At 37.9% G+C, this 18,250-nt stretch carries 12 protein-coding genes and 1 riboswitch; of the genes, 1 reads left to right on the top strand and 11 read right to left on the bottom strand.

The features are described from left to right. The 3 genes from FNN09_RS12570 to FNN09_RS12560 are packed head-to-tail and all read right to left on the bottom strand — an operon-like array spanning position 1 to position 3,210. Positions 1-1,026 carry an ABC transporter ATP-binding protein gene (locus FNN09_RS12570; RefSeq protein WP_143302714.1) on the bottom strand — a complete coding sequence of 342 codons (1,026 nt, stop codon included), beginning with the start codon at positions 1,024-1,026 and terminating at the stop codon, positions 1-3. After that, the gene (locus FNN09_RS12565) at positions 1,019-2,065 is read right to left on the bottom strand and encodes an iron ABC transporter permease (RefSeq protein ID WP_143302713.1); all 1,047 of its coding nucleotides are present in this window, start codon (positions 2,063-2,065) and stop codon (positions 1,019-1,021) included. Before FNN09_RS12565 ends, FNN09_RS12570 begins: the two co-directional genes overlap by 8 nt. Further along, positions 2,065-3,210 carry an ABC transporter substrate-binding protein gene (locus tag FNN09_RS12560; protein WP_143302712.1) on the bottom strand — a complete coding sequence of 382 codons (1,146 nt, stop codon included), beginning with the start codon at positions 3,208-3,210 and terminating at the stop codon, positions 2,065-2,067. Before FNN09_RS12560 ends, FNN09_RS12565 begins: the two co-directional genes overlap by 1 nt. A 22-nt stretch (positions 3,211-3,232) precedes the next feature. Then, positions 3,233-3,409: riboswitch (cobalamin riboswitch) on the bottom strand. A gap of 130 nt (positions 3,410-3,539) precedes the next feature. On the opposite strand from FNN09_RS12560, the gene FNN09_RS12555 reads away from it, so the two are divergent. Beyond that, a complete protein-coding gene (locus FNN09_RS12555) occupies positions 3,540-4,172 on the top strand; it encodes a DUF6252 family protein (protein WP_143302711.1) in 633 nt (210 codons plus the stop codon). A 24-nt stretch (positions 4,173-4,196) separates the two neighbouring features. Here FNN09_RS12555 and FNN09_RS12550 read toward each other — a convergent pair whose 3' ends face one another. From FNN09_RS12550 to FNN09_RS12515, 8 genes are all read right to left on the bottom strand, one after another. Further along, positions 4,197-6,158, bottom strand: coding sequence for a dihydrofolate reductase (locus FNN09_RS12550; RefSeq protein ID WP_143302710.1), 1,962 nt, complete (start codon positions 6,156-6,158; stop codon positions 4,197-4,199). A 63-nt stretch (positions 6,159-6,221) separates the two neighbouring features. After that, on the bottom strand, positions 6,222-7,442 hold the full coding sequence (locus FNN09_RS12545) for a hypothetical protein (RefSeq protein ID WP_143302709.1): 1,221 nt from the start codon (positions 7,440-7,442) through the stop codon (positions 6,222-6,224). Between the two features lie 211 nt (positions 7,443-7,653). Further along, positions 7,654-8,676 carry an L-threonine 3-dehydrogenase gene (gene tdh / locus FNN09_RS12540; RefSeq protein WP_143302755.1) on the bottom strand — a complete coding sequence of 341 codons (1,023 nt, stop codon included), beginning with the start codon at positions 8,674-8,676 and terminating at the stop codon, positions 7,654-7,656. A gap of 255 nt (positions 8,677-8,931) precedes the next feature. Further along, a complete protein-coding gene (locus FNN09_RS12535; RefSeq protein ID WP_143302708.1) occupies positions 8,932-10,674 on the bottom strand; it encodes a SusD/RagB family nutrient-binding outer membrane lipoprotein in 1,743 nt (580 codons plus the stop codon). A 20-nt stretch (positions 10,675-10,694) separates the two neighbouring features. Next, positions 10,695-13,775 (bottom strand): SusC/RagA family TonB-linked outer membrane protein, encoded by a 3,081-nt coding sequence (locus FNN09_RS12530; protein WP_185968981.1) that lies wholly within the window; start codon positions 13,773-13,775, stop codon positions 10,695-10,697. 964 nt (positions 13,776-14,739) lie between these two features. Continuing rightward, positions 14,740-16,029: a tRNA (N(6)-L-threonylcarbamoyladenosine(37)-C(2))-methylthiotransferase MtaB gene (gene mtaB, locus FNN09_RS12525; RefSeq protein WP_143302706.1), complete on the bottom strand. Its 1,290-nt coding sequence runs from the start codon at positions 16,027-16,029 to the stop codon at positions 14,740-14,742. Then, positions 16,029-17,375 (bottom strand): tRNA (N6-isopentenyl adenosine(37)-C2)-methylthiotransferase MiaB, encoded by a 1,347-nt coding sequence (miaB, locus tag FNN09_RS12520; RefSeq protein ID WP_143302705.1) that lies wholly within the window; start codon positions 17,373-17,375, stop codon positions 16,029-16,031. The genes mtaB and miaB overlap by 1 nt, the downstream gene beginning before the upstream one ends. Before the next feature lie 94 nt (positions 17,376-17,469). Beyond that, positions 17,470-18,150: a ferredoxin--NADP reductase gene (locus FNN09_RS12515; protein WP_143302704.1), complete on the bottom strand. Its 681-nt coding sequence runs from the start codon at positions 18,148-18,150 to the stop codon at positions 17,470-17,472. Between the last annotated feature and the right edge of the window lie 100 nt (positions 18,151-18,250).

Raw genomic sequence — 18,250 nt, 5'->3', positions numbered from 1 at the left:
TTAGTTGCTCTTTAAGAATATATTTATTTCACAAAGCAATTCCTCAATCGTTTTGAACTGTTTATCATGGCCATCTACACCATTTAACACAAATGCTTCATTCGCATTTTCTACAGTTTTTATACTTGGATAATCACCTTCTACTAATGTTGTTTGAAATCCAATGCGATTAAGTGCATGGCATAACCATTGATACTCAACTCCCTCTCCTATTACCTGAATGGTTTTCAATTGATCTTTTTGAACTCTGAATGAGCCACTTTCATTATCAAATAAAACTCCCTCCTTTTCAAAGAAGCTTTTAAAACTGTTTGAAAGAACTAAATCCTCTGGTATTCCGCATTCTAGCTGTCTCCCTTGAGCAAGGAGCCAAATTTTATCGGCCAACTGAAGAGCTAGTTCCAAATCGTGTGTTGATAAAAGGATGCCTTTATTGTTGTTAACAGCCAGTTTTTTGAGCAACTGCACAATTTCAATTTTACTGGGTAGATCGAGGAAAGCCGTTGGTTCATCCAGAATTATTAATGGAGTATCCTGCACCAGCGCTTTTGCAATCATAGCTTTCTGACGTTCGCCATCGCTCATACAGATTAACTGGCGATTGGCAAACCCCTGCAAGCCTACGTCATTAATTGCTTGTAGTACTAGGCCTTTATCAGTAGCACTTAAATTACCAAAAAAGTCGGTATAGGGTGTTCTTCCCAGAGCCACTAAATCAAACACGGTCATGTTCGAAACTTGCAATTTTTCGGTTAAAACAACACTGACAACCTTGGCAAGTTGGCCACGTTTATAATCGTGTAAATTCAAACCATTGATACAAACATCACCACTAATTTTAGGAATAAATCCACTTAATGTTTTAATGAGGGTAGATTTACCAGCGCCATTGGGTCCCAACAAACAAGCAAACTCACCTTGATTGAGTTGTACATTTATATCCTGATGTAAGAGCTGTGTGCGGCCATTGCTCTGTTTATACCCAACAGCTAAATCGCTTGATTGTAATAAAATGGTATTATCCATTGATATTTAGCTTACGTCGTTTAACAATTACAGATATAACGATGGGTGCTCCAATAAGGCCTGTGACCACATTGATAGGCAATGCTCCTTCAAAACCAGGCATTCGGGCTATAAAATTACAAAACAAGGCCAATACAGTACCAGCCAATATAACTGCAGGCATCAATACTTTTTGATCACTTGTGCGAAACAATCCTTTGGTTAGATGTGGTACGGCCAATCCCAGGAAAGCAATAGGACCGCAAAAAGCAGTAATTGCAGCTGTTAACAATCCCGTACAAAATAAAATAGCCAGTCGAGTGCGTTTAATGTTAACACCTAGGTTCTCGGCATAATTTTCGCCCAACACCAACACATTAAGTGGCTTAATCAGTAGTAAACTGAATAACAATCCAACAACCACAATGGGAATTAAGATCGACAAGTGCTCCCAAGAAACATTTGAGAAACTACCCAAACCCCAAATAACATAGGCATGTACATCTTCCTTGGGGCTATAAAATTTCATTACCCCAATTATGGCCGAAGCAGCATATCCCACCATAATACCAACGATCAATAGAATAGTATTATCCCGCAAAGCACGAGCAAAAAACACGATGAGCATCAGTATAAAAAAGGCACCTACAAAGGCTGCACCAACAACTGTAAGATGGCCGAGCATGCCATAAGCACTTACCGTTACACCAAGCACATTGCCAGCAAAAAGCAATATTAAAGCAACACCTAAACCAGCACCACTGCTAATACCAAGTATAGATGGCCCTGCCAATGGGTTACGAAATAAAGTCTGCATTTGCAATCCACCAACAGCCAATCCTGCGCCAGCCAATACGGCCGTAATTGTTTGAGGTAAACGTGACTTTAATATGATGGAATGATAGGCTTTTCGTGAGGCCTCATCACCAAGCAAAACTTTTAAAATATCGTCGAATGGAATGGCTACAGAGCCAAAACCAATATTAAGTAAAAACAAAACAACAATGAGCCCAATTAGCAAACTAAATCCCAGAACCCATTTTAAACGATGATCTTCCATTATTCGTTAGTTAATTGATGAAAATATTTCGGCTTGTAATCCTTCAATAATTGAGGATGAAAAGCATGAACTAAATCAGCCAACACCAAGTGTGGTTGCAACAAGCCCTTTTCAAAATAAAGTGAATGGGAGGCATTTGTAACTACCACCTTTCTCTTTTTAAAAGCATCAAAATCAGTGTAGCGATTATCTATTTTCTCAAGTTCGGAGTAGGTCACTTCGGTAGGATAGTTAATGATTAACACCCAATACTCTGTATGTTCAGCTTTATCAATTATTGTTTCGTAATCGAGAGATAAAGATCCTGTGCCTCTACTGTCTTTATATATGTAATTGCAACCAGCATCATTAAAATAATTAGCCATATAACTTTCACCCGCTGGCGTATACCAAATGCCTTGATAAATATGCCCAGTGAAAACAGATGGTTTAGTTGTTATTTGAGCAGCCAGGTTCTGAACCTCAGCATATTCTTTTGCAATGGCATTAAAAATTCGCTTAGCTTTTTTACCCTCGCCCAATAACTCGCCAACAAAAACTAGCCATTCAGCACGTCCCAAAGGAGTCTGCTCTAAATAGTCAGCATTGGTTATAACAGGTATTCCAGCAGATGTAACAGCAGCAAAGTGATTATCTTTAAAGGGCGAAACCATCATAAAGTCTGGTTCCAAATCAACCATTACTTCCACATCGGGTGCTACCGCCATTCCCACATTTTTAATACTTTCATTTTTTATGCCTTCCTGAATAAAGTCATCTGCAATGTACTGCGGTTCTGCAACACCTTTAATGGTGTGCTTCATGTCCAATACATTCGCATAATTAACCATTGTTGAAGAAAGCGCTATCCACTTATTTGGTGTATGAGTGATTACGTGATCGTTATGCTCTTTCGCATTATTAATTAAGGTCTCATCTGTAAGCAATGCAAATGTTTCTGTCTTGGTGGAATCGCCCCATGGGTCGTTAAGTACAATTTGCTTATAACCTTCGAAATAATTTATACTAAATCCCTTGGCATATTTTGGAATGTAAGTACTATCAGCCTGAATATGGTTTCCGTCGGCTGCACCTTTACTCGACTTGGATTGACAGGCTAGTAAAACGGTAGTTCCCAAAAGGAATAATAGAATGTTTTTAGTCATTTCTTTTTCTCCCGAAAGATTGATGAATAATACATTAGCGGACAGGTTTTCCGGCTCTCATTTTTGATCATCCCTTCCCATTGAATATTCAACAGTGGTTTGTATTGATCAAATTCCCAACTGGGCACTGATTACGGCTGCGGGAACAGCTCAGGCAATTAACCTGATTCCCTATCTTACCAACGACGCAAAAGTAATGTTTTATATTGGATTGTTAAACGTCCAGTCGGTATATCAACAAATACTCGACAGCAGTCATTATTAAGGCACAGTATTTGTTAACAAAAAGCAACTATTCTAATTCATATTTAACACTAACAACAAACCCAATGAAACACATTATTTCCTTAAGTCTACTTGTTTTATTAATTACTGCCTGCTCAAAAGACACTATTTTACCAGAAGAAGATCCAGAGATTAAAACAAGCTATGTGAAAGCCAAGATTAATCAGGTCCCTTTTTGCCTTTATCAAGACTCAGTCTATAATTATGATAGGGCCGAATTCTCGTTTGGCACTGCCATTTTATCAAAGACCGATAGTGAAGAAGTAATTGATTCAAGCTTAACCATACGAGCCAACATTGGCGATGTTTTTATCAGTCTTCAATTCCCTTATCGTAAAGCTGTCGATCAGAAAAGCATTAGCTTACACAGAAGTACGCCTGATATTACTTATCACTGGGCATCGGCAGGACTAGAATCGGTCAACTTAATTAATGGAATCCAACAAGGTTTATTCTACACAACGTATTGTTTCTATGAAGAAAGTAAACTTACAGAGCCAGTTGGAGAGATTTCCATAACATCGTTTGACGCCATTAACAAAAACATCAGTGGAACATTCTCGTTTACTGCCTATGGCTACAAACACGAACAAAGTCGTATTGTTGATACCAACGAACAACTTGTAGTTGAAGATGGCCAGTTTTATATTGAATGGGAAAATGAATTATTTAAATAACTAAATTAAATACAGCAGGCCATATTACGGCCTGCTATTCCCCATTTCAAAGTTGTACTCAACATTGTAACGTTGCATCTGCTCCATAAAGCTCTCGTCGTAGCTTACCTTTACATCTATTAGCTCTTGATTAGTATAAATGGCCGTTAACTCAGGGTTAAGAAAACCTGAGTATGGTGCAACATTGAGTTTCGAATATCGCCTGATTACCTCACTGTGTATTTCCTTATTGACGTGCACCCCATATGTTTCTACCAACTTCTTGGCCGCTAAGTAATCACCTTGCGATTTAATACGTTGCACTTCCTTAAGTAATTGACCAAATAACAAACGTAGCTGCTTATAATCATTGATGACAAAATATGTTTTTCCCTCTTTCTCTACTTTTACAACAGCATTACTCTCTCTAGTATTTTCCAAAACCCAGGAGGCAATTAACTGTCGATTGCGCATATGTGTCTGTTCAATATTGGCTCCTTCAGCAATGCGTGCCAATTGAACCATTAAGCCATTTCGTATATATGAGTTGTACTGTGCTTTGGCCACATCCATGTGCGGCACTAATCCCAGTTCAATCATTTTCTCGTCAGCCATAAAGTACAAACCAAACAAATCGGCTCGGGCTTCTTCTATAACTGAACCATAAGCTTTTAATGCATCGGACCCAACTCCTTCTTCTAATTTCCCTGAGCCATGCCCCACACATTCATGCAAATGCGTATGCAGATTATCTGCGATACTGCCGTATAGTTTATGCAGTTTAATTTCGTCAATTGAATAGGCGAACTCTTCAATAACACCAGAGCTTAAGGAAGCCATTTCGTAGGCATGACTGATATTCTGCAAAGAAACTGATTTTGAACCATGCACCTCGCGTATCCATTCGGCATTTGGCAGGTTTATTCCCAATGGCGAAGCAGGATAACAATCTCCTCCCAACATTATCGCATTAATCACTTTCATAGTTACGCCTTTCACTTTGTCTTTGCGATGATGAGGCATAACAGGAGAATGATCTTCAAACCACTGCGCCTGCTCACTTATAATGGATGCTTTGGCTGTTTCCTCTTCATCGGTAATGTTAACCAGACTTTCCCAGGTAGCTTTAAAACCAAGAGGATCGCCATAAACCTCAATAAAGCCATTTATAAAGTCAATACTTCCAGTCTGCTCCTGCAACCATTCAATGCTATATTCATCAAAAAGCTTAAGGTCGCCCGTTATATAATACTCACACAACAAATTGATGCACTTTTTCTGCTGCTTGTTTTCCGCTACTTCAGCAGCTTTATTTAGCCAATAAATAATTTTCTCAATGGCCTTTGAGTATTTTCCGTTAAGCTTCCATACTTCTTCACGTATCCCAGCGTCTGTTTTTATCAGTCGGCTATTTAAGCCATGAGATATGCCATGTGGTTCATCCTCATCCTTCAGCTTTGAATAAAAAGCTTCTGCCTCGTGCTGTGCTAAATCTTTATAAAAATTATTGGCTGAATGTTGCACCAAATCTTTGCCCTCATCCTGACAAACACGTTTTGTTGCATACTCAACATCCATTAATAAGCTAGATAGTTTAGTCTTCAACTCATCCGATGATTTAAGACCTAGTTTGTTTATTTCCTGAGAAGAAAAACAACTTACCCATTCGTCCAATTCTTTTGCAGTAAGGTCAATTGGTATCTTTTCGGTACTGTAGTGATGGTGTAAGCCATTAGAAAATAAAACACGCTTATAGTACAATTCCAATTTTTGGAACGATGAATTTATTCTATCCAATTCCTTGTAAATAATTCCTAGACAACCCCTTAAAAACAGGTTATGCTCGTTATGCTGATCCCATATTATATCACGACCACACAATGCAGCCTGCGATAAATAATAGATGTAGGCTTTTTTGTTGAGTGGTAAAGTTTCGAAATTAGGAATCTCATATCTCAAAATTCGTAAATCGGCAAATTGCTCAACTTGATAGGCAAAAGGAGTCATGCTATAATTATTTATTAAGCGTTAATTGTTATTAGGCATTAATTACTAGGCACTAAAAGTGCGCTATTCGCTCTTGGGATTTCGTAAATCAATATCTTTCCTATTTTCCCAAACGCCTTTGGTAAATTTAAAAGCGTTGTATGAAAAATCGGGTCCGTAATAATGATAAACACCTCGATACATTGGATCTGCTGGAGCCAGGTTATCGTACACAATCAGTTTCTCGCGCGCATCGTAACGCAGCATCATGGTTGCTTTTGATGAGTACTGGAAAACCACACGATTACGGCTTACCCTATCGGTTTTGAAAATTGGCATTCCAAAGCGCAAACGTCCGTTTTGAATTAAAAGAACATCTAATACACGAGTTTTTACAAATTCGTCGTGGCCTTTATACCCTATGAGCGTGTAGTAAGTTTTACCCCCTCCCGATGTTTGTATTAAATCAACATACAAGGCTCCGTACCACTTTTTATTAGTTAAGGAAGATCTCTCGGGCGAACGTATTTTTTCAGAAGTATCAGTAAGCATGTGCACGCTTACTTCATCATCTTTAGTTATCACAGCCCCACAGAAGAACTGATTAAAACCCTCCTTTTGCAGGTTGTAGGTACAAATTTTTACTTTCCCATCTTCCGAATGCAATGTTTTCATCCGCTTTAAGCCTGTAAATGCCTTGCTAAAATATGCCTCATCTGACCACAAATTATTTAATCGCTTTAGCAATAAGGCATTTAAATCTTCCTTTTCCTGATCAGAACTAAGGGTTTGAAGTTGCTCAAATAAGCATTTACTGATTAAATCACATGCATCAACGAGGGTTTGTTTGCCTGTAGTAACTTTTAAGCTGTATAGATCATCTTCCGTTTTGTTGAAAGTAAAAGTTAAATCCTTCGCTCCGCTACTGAAGGTAGAGTTATACTCTTCACTAAATGCCCATGATTGATTATCATGATGAATAATCCATTCTAACTGATAAACGCCTTTATACGTGGGTGCGCCAAATGCTACAACAGTAATCATGTCGTCGTCAGACTTTACTACCTGCACCTGGTCTGTATACTTTTCTAATTCATTTAATTTCTCATTCGGGATACCCTGTTGCATTAAATCCTTTGACAATGCCAATAGCTCAAAGCGCTTGTTATTAGGATCAAGCATCGAATTTAAGTTATTTAGTCGCTCAGCCCATGATTCTTGATCTTGCCCACTACTAATAACAGAGAGGGACGTCATCGAAAAAATAAATATCAGTTTTAAATATGGAAAGTTTTTAATATTCATCTGCTTAAAATTATTTTCATTTTCCAGACTTGCCTACAGCAGGCTGGTGGAACTTATTGTAAACAAAAAGCGTTTCGTTTGATCTCCTTCAAACAAATACCCTTTGAGATCAACTCATGTTGCAAATTTAAGAATAAAAACAAACCGTCGGGAAAAAGAAAAAGGGCAGCCTAATGACTACCCTTTAATCAATCGATATACTAAGAATTAATTAGTCCCAGTTTAAAAGCACTTTTCCGCAGTTCCCCTCTTCCATCACATCAAATCCTTTTTGAAAATCATTAATGCTGTAACGATGAGTAATAATTGGAGATAAATCCATTCCTGACATTAGCATTTGCTCCATGTGATACCAAGTTTCATACATTTCGCGACCATAGATACCTTTTAAGGTTAAACCTTTAAAGATAATACGGTTCCAATCTACCTGAGTACTTGATGGAAGTATTCCTAACATTGATATTTTACCAGAGTTATACATGTGCTCCACTAACTGATTAAAAGCAGCTGGTGCACCTGAACACTCAAGACCAATATCAAAACCTATCATACCAATTTCATCCATTACCTCACGTAGGTTTTCAGTAATTGGATTAACCACACGTGTGGCACCCATTTTGCGTGCCAATTCAGCTCTAAATTCATTTGTTTCAGTAGCCACAACATAACGAGCACCAGCAAATTTAGCAACTGCCACAGCCATACTTCCAATAAGCCCTGATCCTGTTACTAATACATCTTCGCCAATTAATGGAAACGATAAAGCTGTATGAGTAGCATTACCAAATGGATCCATAATAGCTAATACCTCATCAGGAATGGAAGCATTAATTTTCATGACGTTGGTTGCTGGCACCTTAACGTACTCGGCAAATGAACCATCGATATTTACACCAATCCCTACAGTTCGCTCACAAATATGCTGACGACCTCGACGACAATTACGACAGTGACCACAAGCAATGTGACCTTCACCTGTTACACGATCACCCTCTTTAAATTCTTTCACCTCGCTACCCACTTGAGCAACATGGCCTACATATTCATGTCCGATGGTCATACCTAAAGGAATGGTATTCTGAGCCCACTCGTCCCACTTATAAATATGTAAGTCGGTACCACAAATTGCCGACTTCGACACCTTGATTAACACATCATTAGGTCCAATTTTAGGTATCTTTACCTCTTCCAACCAAATACCTTTTTCGGCCTTTGATTTCACTAGAGCTTTCATTAATGTCATTGTGTAGTTTTTTATCTTATTTTACTTTCCTATCTATTCCAATTCTAAATAGCAAATGTGCAAAAGGTATTTGAATTGTACCCATGATTAATATCACATTATGCAAAATAATTAAAGCTTCACAATATTGCCACTCTTTTTAAAAGGAAAAAAAGGGTTCCGCCTAAGCAGAACCCTTCATCATTAATCACACTTAATATATATAATAGTTGGTTTTAGAGACTATTATTTAATTTGCTTGGTAACTTATTTAGCCCACCAAACTTTGTTTAACATGTCCTTGTTTTCTTCAGGCACATTGTTATTAATTGCAATTTCACTTTCAGGAATTCTCATTCGCTGAGGCAACTTGAAGTTGGTACTTCCTTGAGCATACTTTTCAATTGTACGAGTTTCTTCAGAACCATCAGGGTTTACCCATGTACCAGTAATGGTAACATCTTTATCTAAATAAACATACTCAGGATGACCTGTTCTTCTTAGAATTGAGTAGGCCTGATGAGGCATTGTATAAGCAGATACCCAACGCTCTGTTGCAATAATTGCTTCCTGCGCTGTTGCATCTCCATTGCTAAATTTAGCCACTACATCGTCGGCAAAAGTACCTGCATCTGCACCCCAACGCTCACAACTAGCTTCCAAACCTGCACGCAATAAATCAACATCAGACATGGTATAAGTCACCAGGTTTCTGTTAACAGCTTCAGCTAATGCTAAACAAACTTCTGCATAATCAAGACTTACAGGATCCCAAGTACCACCATCATACCAAATCGATGGGTGCATCCAAGAGTAGTTGTGTACATCACCTTCCATTTCATCGTTTTGAATATTGGTAATAACACCTTCTTTTAAGAAATACTCAGCACGTCCAGGACGTCCTTTATGCTCGGCAACAACATCACCTTTAGGTCGCATAAAGAATTTATCCATACGAGGATCAACAATACCTGAAAGGGCATTAATATCATCACTTGAAGAACCACCTTCTTTAACATCAGATGCATAAAGAGGGCTTCCTTTCATTACCTCAACAATTTCACGAGCAGGAATAAATGCACCTGGACCAGGTCCCCAATCAGTAACAAAACCATCCCAACTGTATGAACCATGTGGCATTGCACCTGGCCATGTTTTAAAGAAACCATAGTATTGGTTGTGAAGGTCAGTAGAAGACTCAGTACGATCAACTTTAACGTTATCATCATTACCCTCTAACAATGGGTACTTTACAATATCAGCTAAAATTGCTTTCGCTCCAGCCTCGTCGGCATTTGAACGACGTAAAGCCATACGCAAGCGTAATGAGTTAGCGAACTTTCTCCAGTTGGCAACCTTTCCGCCATAAACTAAGTCATAACTTGACATTGTACCAATAGTAACGTCCTCCTTAAGATACTCCTCTACAGCCATTTTCAATTTCGCTTCTATGTCGTCATATATAGCTTGCTGAGCATCAAACTTAGGTGTTGGAATATCAATATTACCATGCTCTGAATAAGGTGTATCACCAAATAAATCGGTAATTTTTAAGAATTGGAAAGATCTTAAAACATGACACATTCCTGTAAACTCTTTAGCGTATGGCGCTTCAGGGTTTAACTCATAATACTCAAGTAATACATTGGTATTAGCAAAAAGAGCTCCACCATAACCATTCACAAATGATGATGAATTATAAGAATCCCATGCAGCAGCAGTCCATCCTTCGTTGTAGTTATAAGAATCACCAGGAGCCCACCAGCCACCAGTATAACCACCATCTACATGACCTGCGAAACGCTCAGCATGTAAAACAACACCTCTCCAAAATTCGTATCTATCCTCATGGAAAGCCTTACGCATACAGCTAGCTAATACTGCTTCTGTAGCAGGGTTATCCGCTGAAGGAGAGTTAGGGTTTGTATTCATTTGATCAAAATCATCAGTACAACTGAAAACTGTCAAAGCAATCAAACCTGTAAGAATATATTTATTAAATATTTTCATCTGTTTAAATTTACTTGTAATTAAAACTTAACATTAACAGTAAAACCATAAGAAGTTGTTGTAGGAACGTTGTACAAGTTATATCCTTGTGCGTTTCCAGTACCCCATGTTTGGTTCGGGTCAATATCTTTTGCATCCTCATCGCGATAGATGAAGAATAAGTTATATGCATTGAAATTGACACTTAAGTTCTTGATAAAGAAATCAGGATCTAGCTTGAAGTTATATCCTAAACTTAACTCACGCAAACGAACGTTGGTTGCATCAACCACCCAAGGAGCACCATAACCAGCTAAACCACCCCAGTAATCCTGAGCATTCATAAGAACTGTCGTTGGGTTACCATCAGCATCAACACCTGAAACTTCAATACCACTTTCGCGGTGTGCTAAAGTATTTTCAGTTATACCCTTAGCGGTTAATTCTCCTTTAGTAGCATTCATTACATCTCCACCAATTTTACCGTCGATAAGAGCACGGAAATTTAAGCGCTTGTATGAGAATGTATTCAACCAACCAAATGTTGCATCTGGCGTAAAGTTACCTAGTTCTACCTGCTCACTCAATGGTAAGAAACCGTTATTTCCTAACTGATATTCTCCATCTACTTTATCAGGCACACCCATGATAACACCGTATCCATTTTTACCTTTGTTAGCTACAATTTGAACACCTCCAACTAAGTTGCCTAAATCGGCCAATACCTGAGTATCTAATCCTTCAGCTAATTCTTTTACTTCGGTTGTGTTTTTGGCCAATGTTAAAGTAGTTTCCCATTCGAAAGAACCTGTTCTAACTGGCACACCACCAAGAGATAATTCAAAACCACTATTTACTACATCTCCACCATTAAGGTATTTATTAACATATCCTGTAGCAGATGATACTTTAGTTGTGAATAACTGGTTTTTAGTTGACTGCGAGTAGTAGTTAAAATCAGCAAATAAACGGCTGTTATAAGCTCTAAAGTCAACACCAAATTCAAATGAACCTGTACGCTCTGGCTTAAGATCAGGTACACCTGGTGTTCCATCAACATCCATTAAAGGAATACCGTTGTGATCTAACAATGGGTTAACACCAAAAGTAGTTGCTAAACGATAAGGATCTGAATCGTTACCCACTTCTGCATAACCTAAACGAACTTTAAGTAAGTTCACATTGTTCATCTCAACAATTTCGTTGATCAATAAACTTGTTGAAACAGCTGGGTAGAAATAAGAGCGGTTTTCCTCAGGAAGAGTAGAACTCCAATCGTTACGGAAAGAAGCATCTAAATACAAGAAGTTTTGGTAACCTAAGTTAAGAGTTGCATAAACTGAATTAACTTGCTTCTCATAGATGTTATAACTTGCATTCTTATTTAAGTAATTCTGAATATTCCAGAAACCATTAGAAATCACATCATCACCACGGTTATACGTAACGGCGCTTTTGTTATTCATCATGTTACCACCTAGGTTAACACCAAAGTCTAACTCACCAAAACGCTTCTGATAGCTTAATAAGGCATCGATGTTAGTTTCACGACGCTTGTACTGGTTCATTATCCACTGACCAGTTTTATTTTGCTTGTGACCTAAGTTATAACGCTCTTCAACAGTATTGTCAGTATAATCGGTACCAGCTCTTACAAAACCTGATAAGTTTTCGTTGATATCGAAGTCTACCTTTACAAATCCGATTAAACGATCTTTTTTATTGATCATGTTATCGTGAAGAGTTGTCCAATATGGGTTCATTTGAGTACCGATATATGGATCATTAGGCGAGTTGTTATAATTGTACTTTTTCAACTCGTTCAGATTGGTATTACGTGGCAAAGCAAATAAACCATATATGGCATTACTACTACCCTCACCTAACCAAGTACCACCTTCAATTTCCTGGTTAATGTAATTAGCTTTTGCATCTACACGTAACCAATCAGATAAATCGTACTGTGTTCTGATATTAAAGTTATGACGGTTTTGCTCATTACCTGGAACAATACCGCTACCATTTAAGTTGGTATAAGAAAAACGAGAAGATCCGTTTTCGCCACCTTTAGTTAAGGCTATTGTGTTGGTTGATTTAAAACCTGTCTCAAAGAAATCCTTAATATTATTCGGTTGTGGCGAATAAGTTAAATTATCTTCAAATCCACTCCACGACGGTAAACTTTGTCCTGTCATTTCAGGTCCCCAACTATCGTCGGTTACAGTTGTCGTGTAGGTTGGTACGTTGTTGATGTAACTTCCTTGTCCGTATTTATTTTGAACTTTTGGTAAATACTGCTCAGTAACTACATCGAACATGTTGGAGCTTGAAATCTCTACACCCAAACCCTGACCTTTTGATCCTGATTTAGTTGTAATAATAATAGCACCATTCTGTGCACGTGAACCGTATAAGGCAGCAGCATTTGGCCCTTTAAGTACAGTTACACTTTCAATGTCATCTGGGTTGATATCCATTGAACCTGAACCGAAATCTTTACGATCCCATACACCTGTTGTTTCCTCAATGGTTGAGTTGTTTACTGGTACGCCATCCACTACATATAGTGGTTGGTTGTTACCAGAAATAGAACTGTTACCTCGAAGCACTACGCGGTTAGAAGAACCTAAGCCACCTTGAGATGAACCCAAGTCTAAACCTGCAACTTTACCTTGCATTGAACTTAATACATCACTACCTGCAGCTGCTTGTATTTCTTCACTATCAACCTTTGATACACCATAACCTAAGGATTTCTCCTCACGTTTAATACCAAGTGCTGTAACTACGACAGCATCTAAATCTACAGCATCAGGTTGTAAAGCAACATTAATTGTTGTTTGTCCACTTAATGTGAACTCCTGCGCTTTCATACCTACGAAAGTAAAACTGATTACAGCACCAGATGGAGCAGTAATAGAGTAATTACCGTCGATATCGGTAATTGTACCATTTGTTGTACCTTGCTGAACGACAGAAACACCCGGTATTGGCATTCCATCCTCGGCACCGGTTACAGTACCGCTAATTGTAACATCTTGGGCAAACGCTATACTTACTGATAATAGTAACATAACAGCTCCCATGAGTCCTCTTTGAAACCAATCAAATCTTCTTTTCATAAAGAGTTTAATTTTGGAATTAGTTAACATGTTTGTATTTAAATAAATGTGAGAAGTAGCAAAAGGGTTAGCATAAGTATAAGAAGCACAATTAGCACGCTACGTATTAAAAAATACCTGCGTGCTTCATGCTTTATACTCGATGGTTTATCTCTATTGCTCATTGTCAATTTCATGATTACAAATTTATGGTCACGCCACCACAAATAATTTAATCATTGTTGTAATCAATAGAACTTTTAACACTTCGATAGTACTATTGTCTCTTTGTTGTACCATTGTTCCAACATCTAACAATCAAGCACTTAAAAAGTGTTTATTTATATCAAGTTTAGCTCATAACAAATTGAAACCAGCATACGGGTTTTATAGTTAATCGATATTAACAAGCCAATTTTGAACAGCAGTACACAAGAAATAATACGAAATAAAAGCAAAGACGTCCACCTTTAAGTGATTTGGAGAAGTAAATAAATTACAAACTCATACCAATTATTATTCAAAGTTGGTGTTTACGAAACTTTCAGCTTAGGAGGTGAATGCTTAATTAGTCTTAGTGAAGTACAATCGAGCATAATTAAGATTAGATATTACTAGCGGCAAATTGCACTTATCTTCCTCTTTCTGTCCATTGCTTGGGACATTTGCTTACTTATTTAATATACCAAGCCCTTTGCCTGACTCATAAGCACATCTATATGGCATTTTCGGAACTTCGGTTGACATTTTCTATGCTCTACCTGACCTAATAAGGGCTTCGGTTGATATGATGGGATGTAGGTTAACACAATCTGAAGCTTATTTAACACGATCTTAAGCTTGGTTAACGCGTTCTAAGTTTGGATTAATCGAATAACACATTATTTAAAGACCATGATGTTATAATATCATTGAACTATATATGTAAGTCGTTAGCTCAGCATATTTCTAGTACTATAATGATTTGCCTGTACTCTTTTTAAATTTAAAGTGCTATCCTTTCAGCAATTAGACAAGGATCGTCCCCGCCAGTTTCAATACCTGTAATTGTAAGAGTATGCAAGTGATTTTTTTCCAGCTTCTGATTAATCTTTACTGGCACATAGTATTCGCCATATCCTTTCGAAAAATCATCTTTTACCGTATCGATAAGCACACTTAATGATTGTCCGATAAATTGTTGACGATATTTTATTTTGGCATGTAAGGATTTTTGACGCATCAATTCGCTACGTTTTGATTTTTCACGCTCATCAATAACCTTCGTCATGCGAGCAGCACGGGTATCTTCACGTTTTGAATATTTAAAGGTGTGTACATGTCCAAAGCCAAGTTCTTCAAGCGCTGATAAAGATTGAGCAAAATCACTTTCTGTCTCGCCAGGGAATCCTACTATAATATCAGTGGTAATATTAAACAAAGGATTGATGTTACGAAGTTTTTCAACGATACGCTTATACAGTTTGTAGGTGTACATGCGTCGCATTTGGAGTAAAACTGATTCCGAGGCACTCTGCAAACACAGGTGCAAATGTGGTGTAATTTTCGGATGCTCTAAGAGCTTAAAAAAATCATCATCAAAGCTATCGGGTTCAATGGATGATATTCTCACCCTGAAATCCAAGTCAATATCTACGATTTGTTTCAGCAGGCCAGAGAAACCTACTCCATCAGATAAGTAGCGACTAATGTTAACGCCAGTTATGACCACCTCCTTATAACCAAAACCAACAACCTGTCGGATATTTTCTAAAATATCATCAACTGAGCGACTAACGGCGCGTCCTCGCACTTTGGGTATGATACAGAATGTGCAATAATTATCGCAACCATCCTGGATTTTAATCATGCTACGGGTATGAAAAGTTTCAGCTGCAGGCACATAACTAAAAACACCACCTTTTGATTCATTGGCAGGTAATATTTCTTTATTAAAATGCGCTTCTACCAATTGTGGAATAGCACTCTTCTGCTCATTATTAACAACATAAGCATTCGGGTAACGTTTCTCTAACTGCTCCTTATGATGATTGGCCATACATCCCGTAATAATCATCATACCAGTATGCCCTTGATTAATGGCCTTGTTAACTACACTTCGCGATTTTTGGTCACTTTGATTCGTCACCGTGCAGGTATTAACCACAAACACATCGGCATTTCGGCTATCTTCGGCCACCTCGTAACCTAAACCAACAAATTTAGATGCTAAAGCATCCGTTTCGAATTGATTTAATCGACAACCAAGTGTTTTAAACCCAACTTTTTTCTTCATTACCCAACAACTTCAACCTCACTAGAAACTAATTCGCCTTCGACCGAAAAGTTAGTGCTCGATGTTATTTTAACATTAACGATCTGCCCGATTAAAGAATGGTCCTCAGAGGCAAAACGAACCGTAATCTTCCCTTCAGTCTGGCCACTCAAGAAACCTTGTTTTTTATCTGTATCGCGAACCAGCAGCGGAAATACGCGATCGATCATATTTGAATTATAGGCTCCCGATTCGGCGGCCAAATCTTTGGTTAGCAAAGCCAGTCGTTCTTTTTTAACTTTTATATCTATATCATCGGGCCAACTGTACGAGGCGGCACCAGGTCGTTTTGAGTACATAGCTATGTAGGCCATGTTATATTTAAACTCCTTCATCACCTTACGTGTGTTTTCAAATTGCTCATCTGTTTCGCCAGTAAAGCCAACAATAATATCGGTAAATAAGGTAGCCTCAGGAATTAACTCTTTTATAGCAGTAATGGTTTCGCGATACTTTTTCACCGAATGCTTACGGTTCATTTTTATCAGTACCTTATCGTCGCCCGACTGTATAGGTAAATGTATTTGTTTTGCTAAACATTTATATTTGGCTATCACTTCAACCACTTCTCTGCCCATATCACGCGGATGAGGCGATGTAAAATATACCCAAAATTGATTTGAAGTAGACTCACCAATTTGGCCTATTTGATCCAACAGTTCGCTAAAGGTTATCTCATTGCCTTTTTTATCCAAACCATAGGAGTTCACATTTTGACCCAAAAGCGTAATTGACTTATAGCCCTTTTCCACCAGAGACTTTACCTCATCAACTATTTCGTTTGATGGACGACTAACTTCTCTTCCTCGTGTATAAGGCACTGCACAAAATGAGCAAAATTTATCACAGCCATTTTGTATAGGTATAAATGCTTCGAAAGAACTGTTGTATTTAGGCTTTACCTTCCAAAAGAAACTAATTTCCTCTTTAGGATTAAGATTATCACGCTCTAATCCTGCTGGAGTGGTAATACCATATTGTGATAGCATTTGTGGAAATTGCGGTAACTCACGCATGGCAAATACGATGTCAAAGAGTTTTAAAAACTTCTCTTTATCGGCAGGTAATACACAACCACTTATAAAAGTAATTAGGTTATGCGATGCCTTGCGTTTATTCCACTTACCAATTTTTGTATACACCTTATCAATGGCCTTTTGCCTAACCGAACAGGCTAAAATACCGATTATATTCGCCTCTTCTTCACTATCGGTCCATTGGGCACCCATGCCTTCCAACACTCGCTTTACCCTTTCACTGTCAGATTGATTCATCTGACAACCCAATGTTACTAAATGATATTTCACTGTATAATGTTTTATTTTGCACTCGAAGAGAGTTTCAATACTTGATAACTCATCTTACAGTTCTTTCCCTTTAACTACTTTTCGAAATTCCTTACTAGAAATACACCTCTGCATGAATATTATCGGTACTCACACCTTGCTCTTCTAATATATCATATACATCATGAATCATATTGCAATTACCACATAAGTAATAGTGAACATCGGTACCAAACTTATTATCTTTCAAATACGATGTTACCCTGCCATTGTAATCGCCTTTAGTATCCTGAGATGTACAAAGCACATATTTACCTTTTTCATAAACATCTGAATCATAAGCCTCATCAGCTTTCTTAACACCATGTAGTAAAGTATAATTAAGATTGCTCTTGCTCTTTACGAAACTATGAAAGGGCGAGATACCTGTGCCACTGGCAATAAATACATACTTTTGATCGGCAGGCAAATCTTTGTTGATTGTAAAATAGCCAACAGGCTCTTCCACGACTACATAACCTCCCTTTTGAACCTTTTTTAAACTCGGCGAAACAAGACCATTTTCAACCTCTTTAACTAAAATCTCTAAACAATCATCCTGTTCAGCACTATATATGGAATACTCTCTCGTATGGATCCCATTTGGAGGCCCCACACACACATGCTGACCAGCCTCAAAGTCCAGATCTTTCTTTTCAATCCTTAATACAAAAGTGCTATCAGTTAAATGACGTATATCTAAAATTTCGTGTAAATCGGTTTTGATTTTATTTGCTACCGGAACCTCTTTTCCCATATTTATAATCTTTGTTGTAATTAAATTCCATTGAGCACTTTCTGTGACAATGGGTTTTCTCCCACCAATTAACACACCAAACTATAATTTGGTTTAATAA

The organism is Carboxylicivirga sp. M1479 (assembly GCF_007097485.1).
Taxonomy (GTDB): Bacteria; Bacteroidota; Bacteroidia; order Bacteroidales; family Marinilabiliaceae; genus Carboxylicivirga.
This window is presented reverse-complemented; position numbering and strand designations above follow the sequence as displayed.

Excerpts from the sequence above, each read along its gene's own strand:
- FNN09_RS12570 (WP_143302714.1), bottom strand. The coding sequence starts at position 1,026 with ATGGATAATACCATTTTATTACAATCAAGCGATTTAGCTGTTGGGTAT.
- FNN09_RS12565 (WP_143302713.1), bottom strand. The coding sequence starts at position 2,065 with ATGGAAGATCATCGTTTAAAATGGGTTCTGGGATTTAGTTTGCTAATT.
- FNN09_RS12560 (WP_143302712.1), bottom strand. The coding sequence starts at position 3,210 with ATGACTAAAAACATTCTATTATTCCTTTTGGGAACTACCGTTTTACTA.
- FNN09_RS12555 (WP_143302711.1), top strand. The coding sequence starts at position 3,540 with ATGAAACACATTATTTCCTTAAGTCTACTTGTTTTATTAATTACTGCC.
- FNN09_RS12550 (WP_143302710.1), bottom strand. The coding sequence starts at position 6,158 with ATGACTCCTTTTGCCTATCAAGTTGAGCAATTTGCCGATTTACGAATT.
- FNN09_RS12545 (WP_143302709.1), bottom strand. The coding sequence starts at position 7,442 with ATGAATATTAAAAACTTTCCATATTTAAAACTGATATTTATTTTTTCG.
- tdh (WP_143302755.1), bottom strand. The coding sequence starts at position 8,676 with ATGAAAGCTCTAGTGAAATCAAAGGCCGAAAAAGGTATTTGGTTGGAA.
- FNN09_RS12535 (WP_143302708.1), bottom strand. The coding sequence starts at position 10,674 with ATGAAAATATTTAATAAATATATTCTTACAGGTTTGATTGCTTTGACA.
- FNN09_RS12530 (WP_185968981.1), bottom strand. The coding sequence starts at position 13,775 with ATGAAAAGAAGATTTGATTGGTTTCAAAGAGGACTCATGGGAGCTGTT.
- mtaB (WP_143302706.1), bottom strand. The coding sequence starts at position 16,029 with ATGAAGAAAAAAGTTGGGTTTAAAACACTTGGTTGTCGATTAAATCAA.
- FNN09_RS12515 (WP_143302704.1), bottom strand. The coding sequence starts at position 18,150 with ATGGGAAAAGAGGTTCCGGTAGCAAATAAAATCAAAACCGATTTACAC.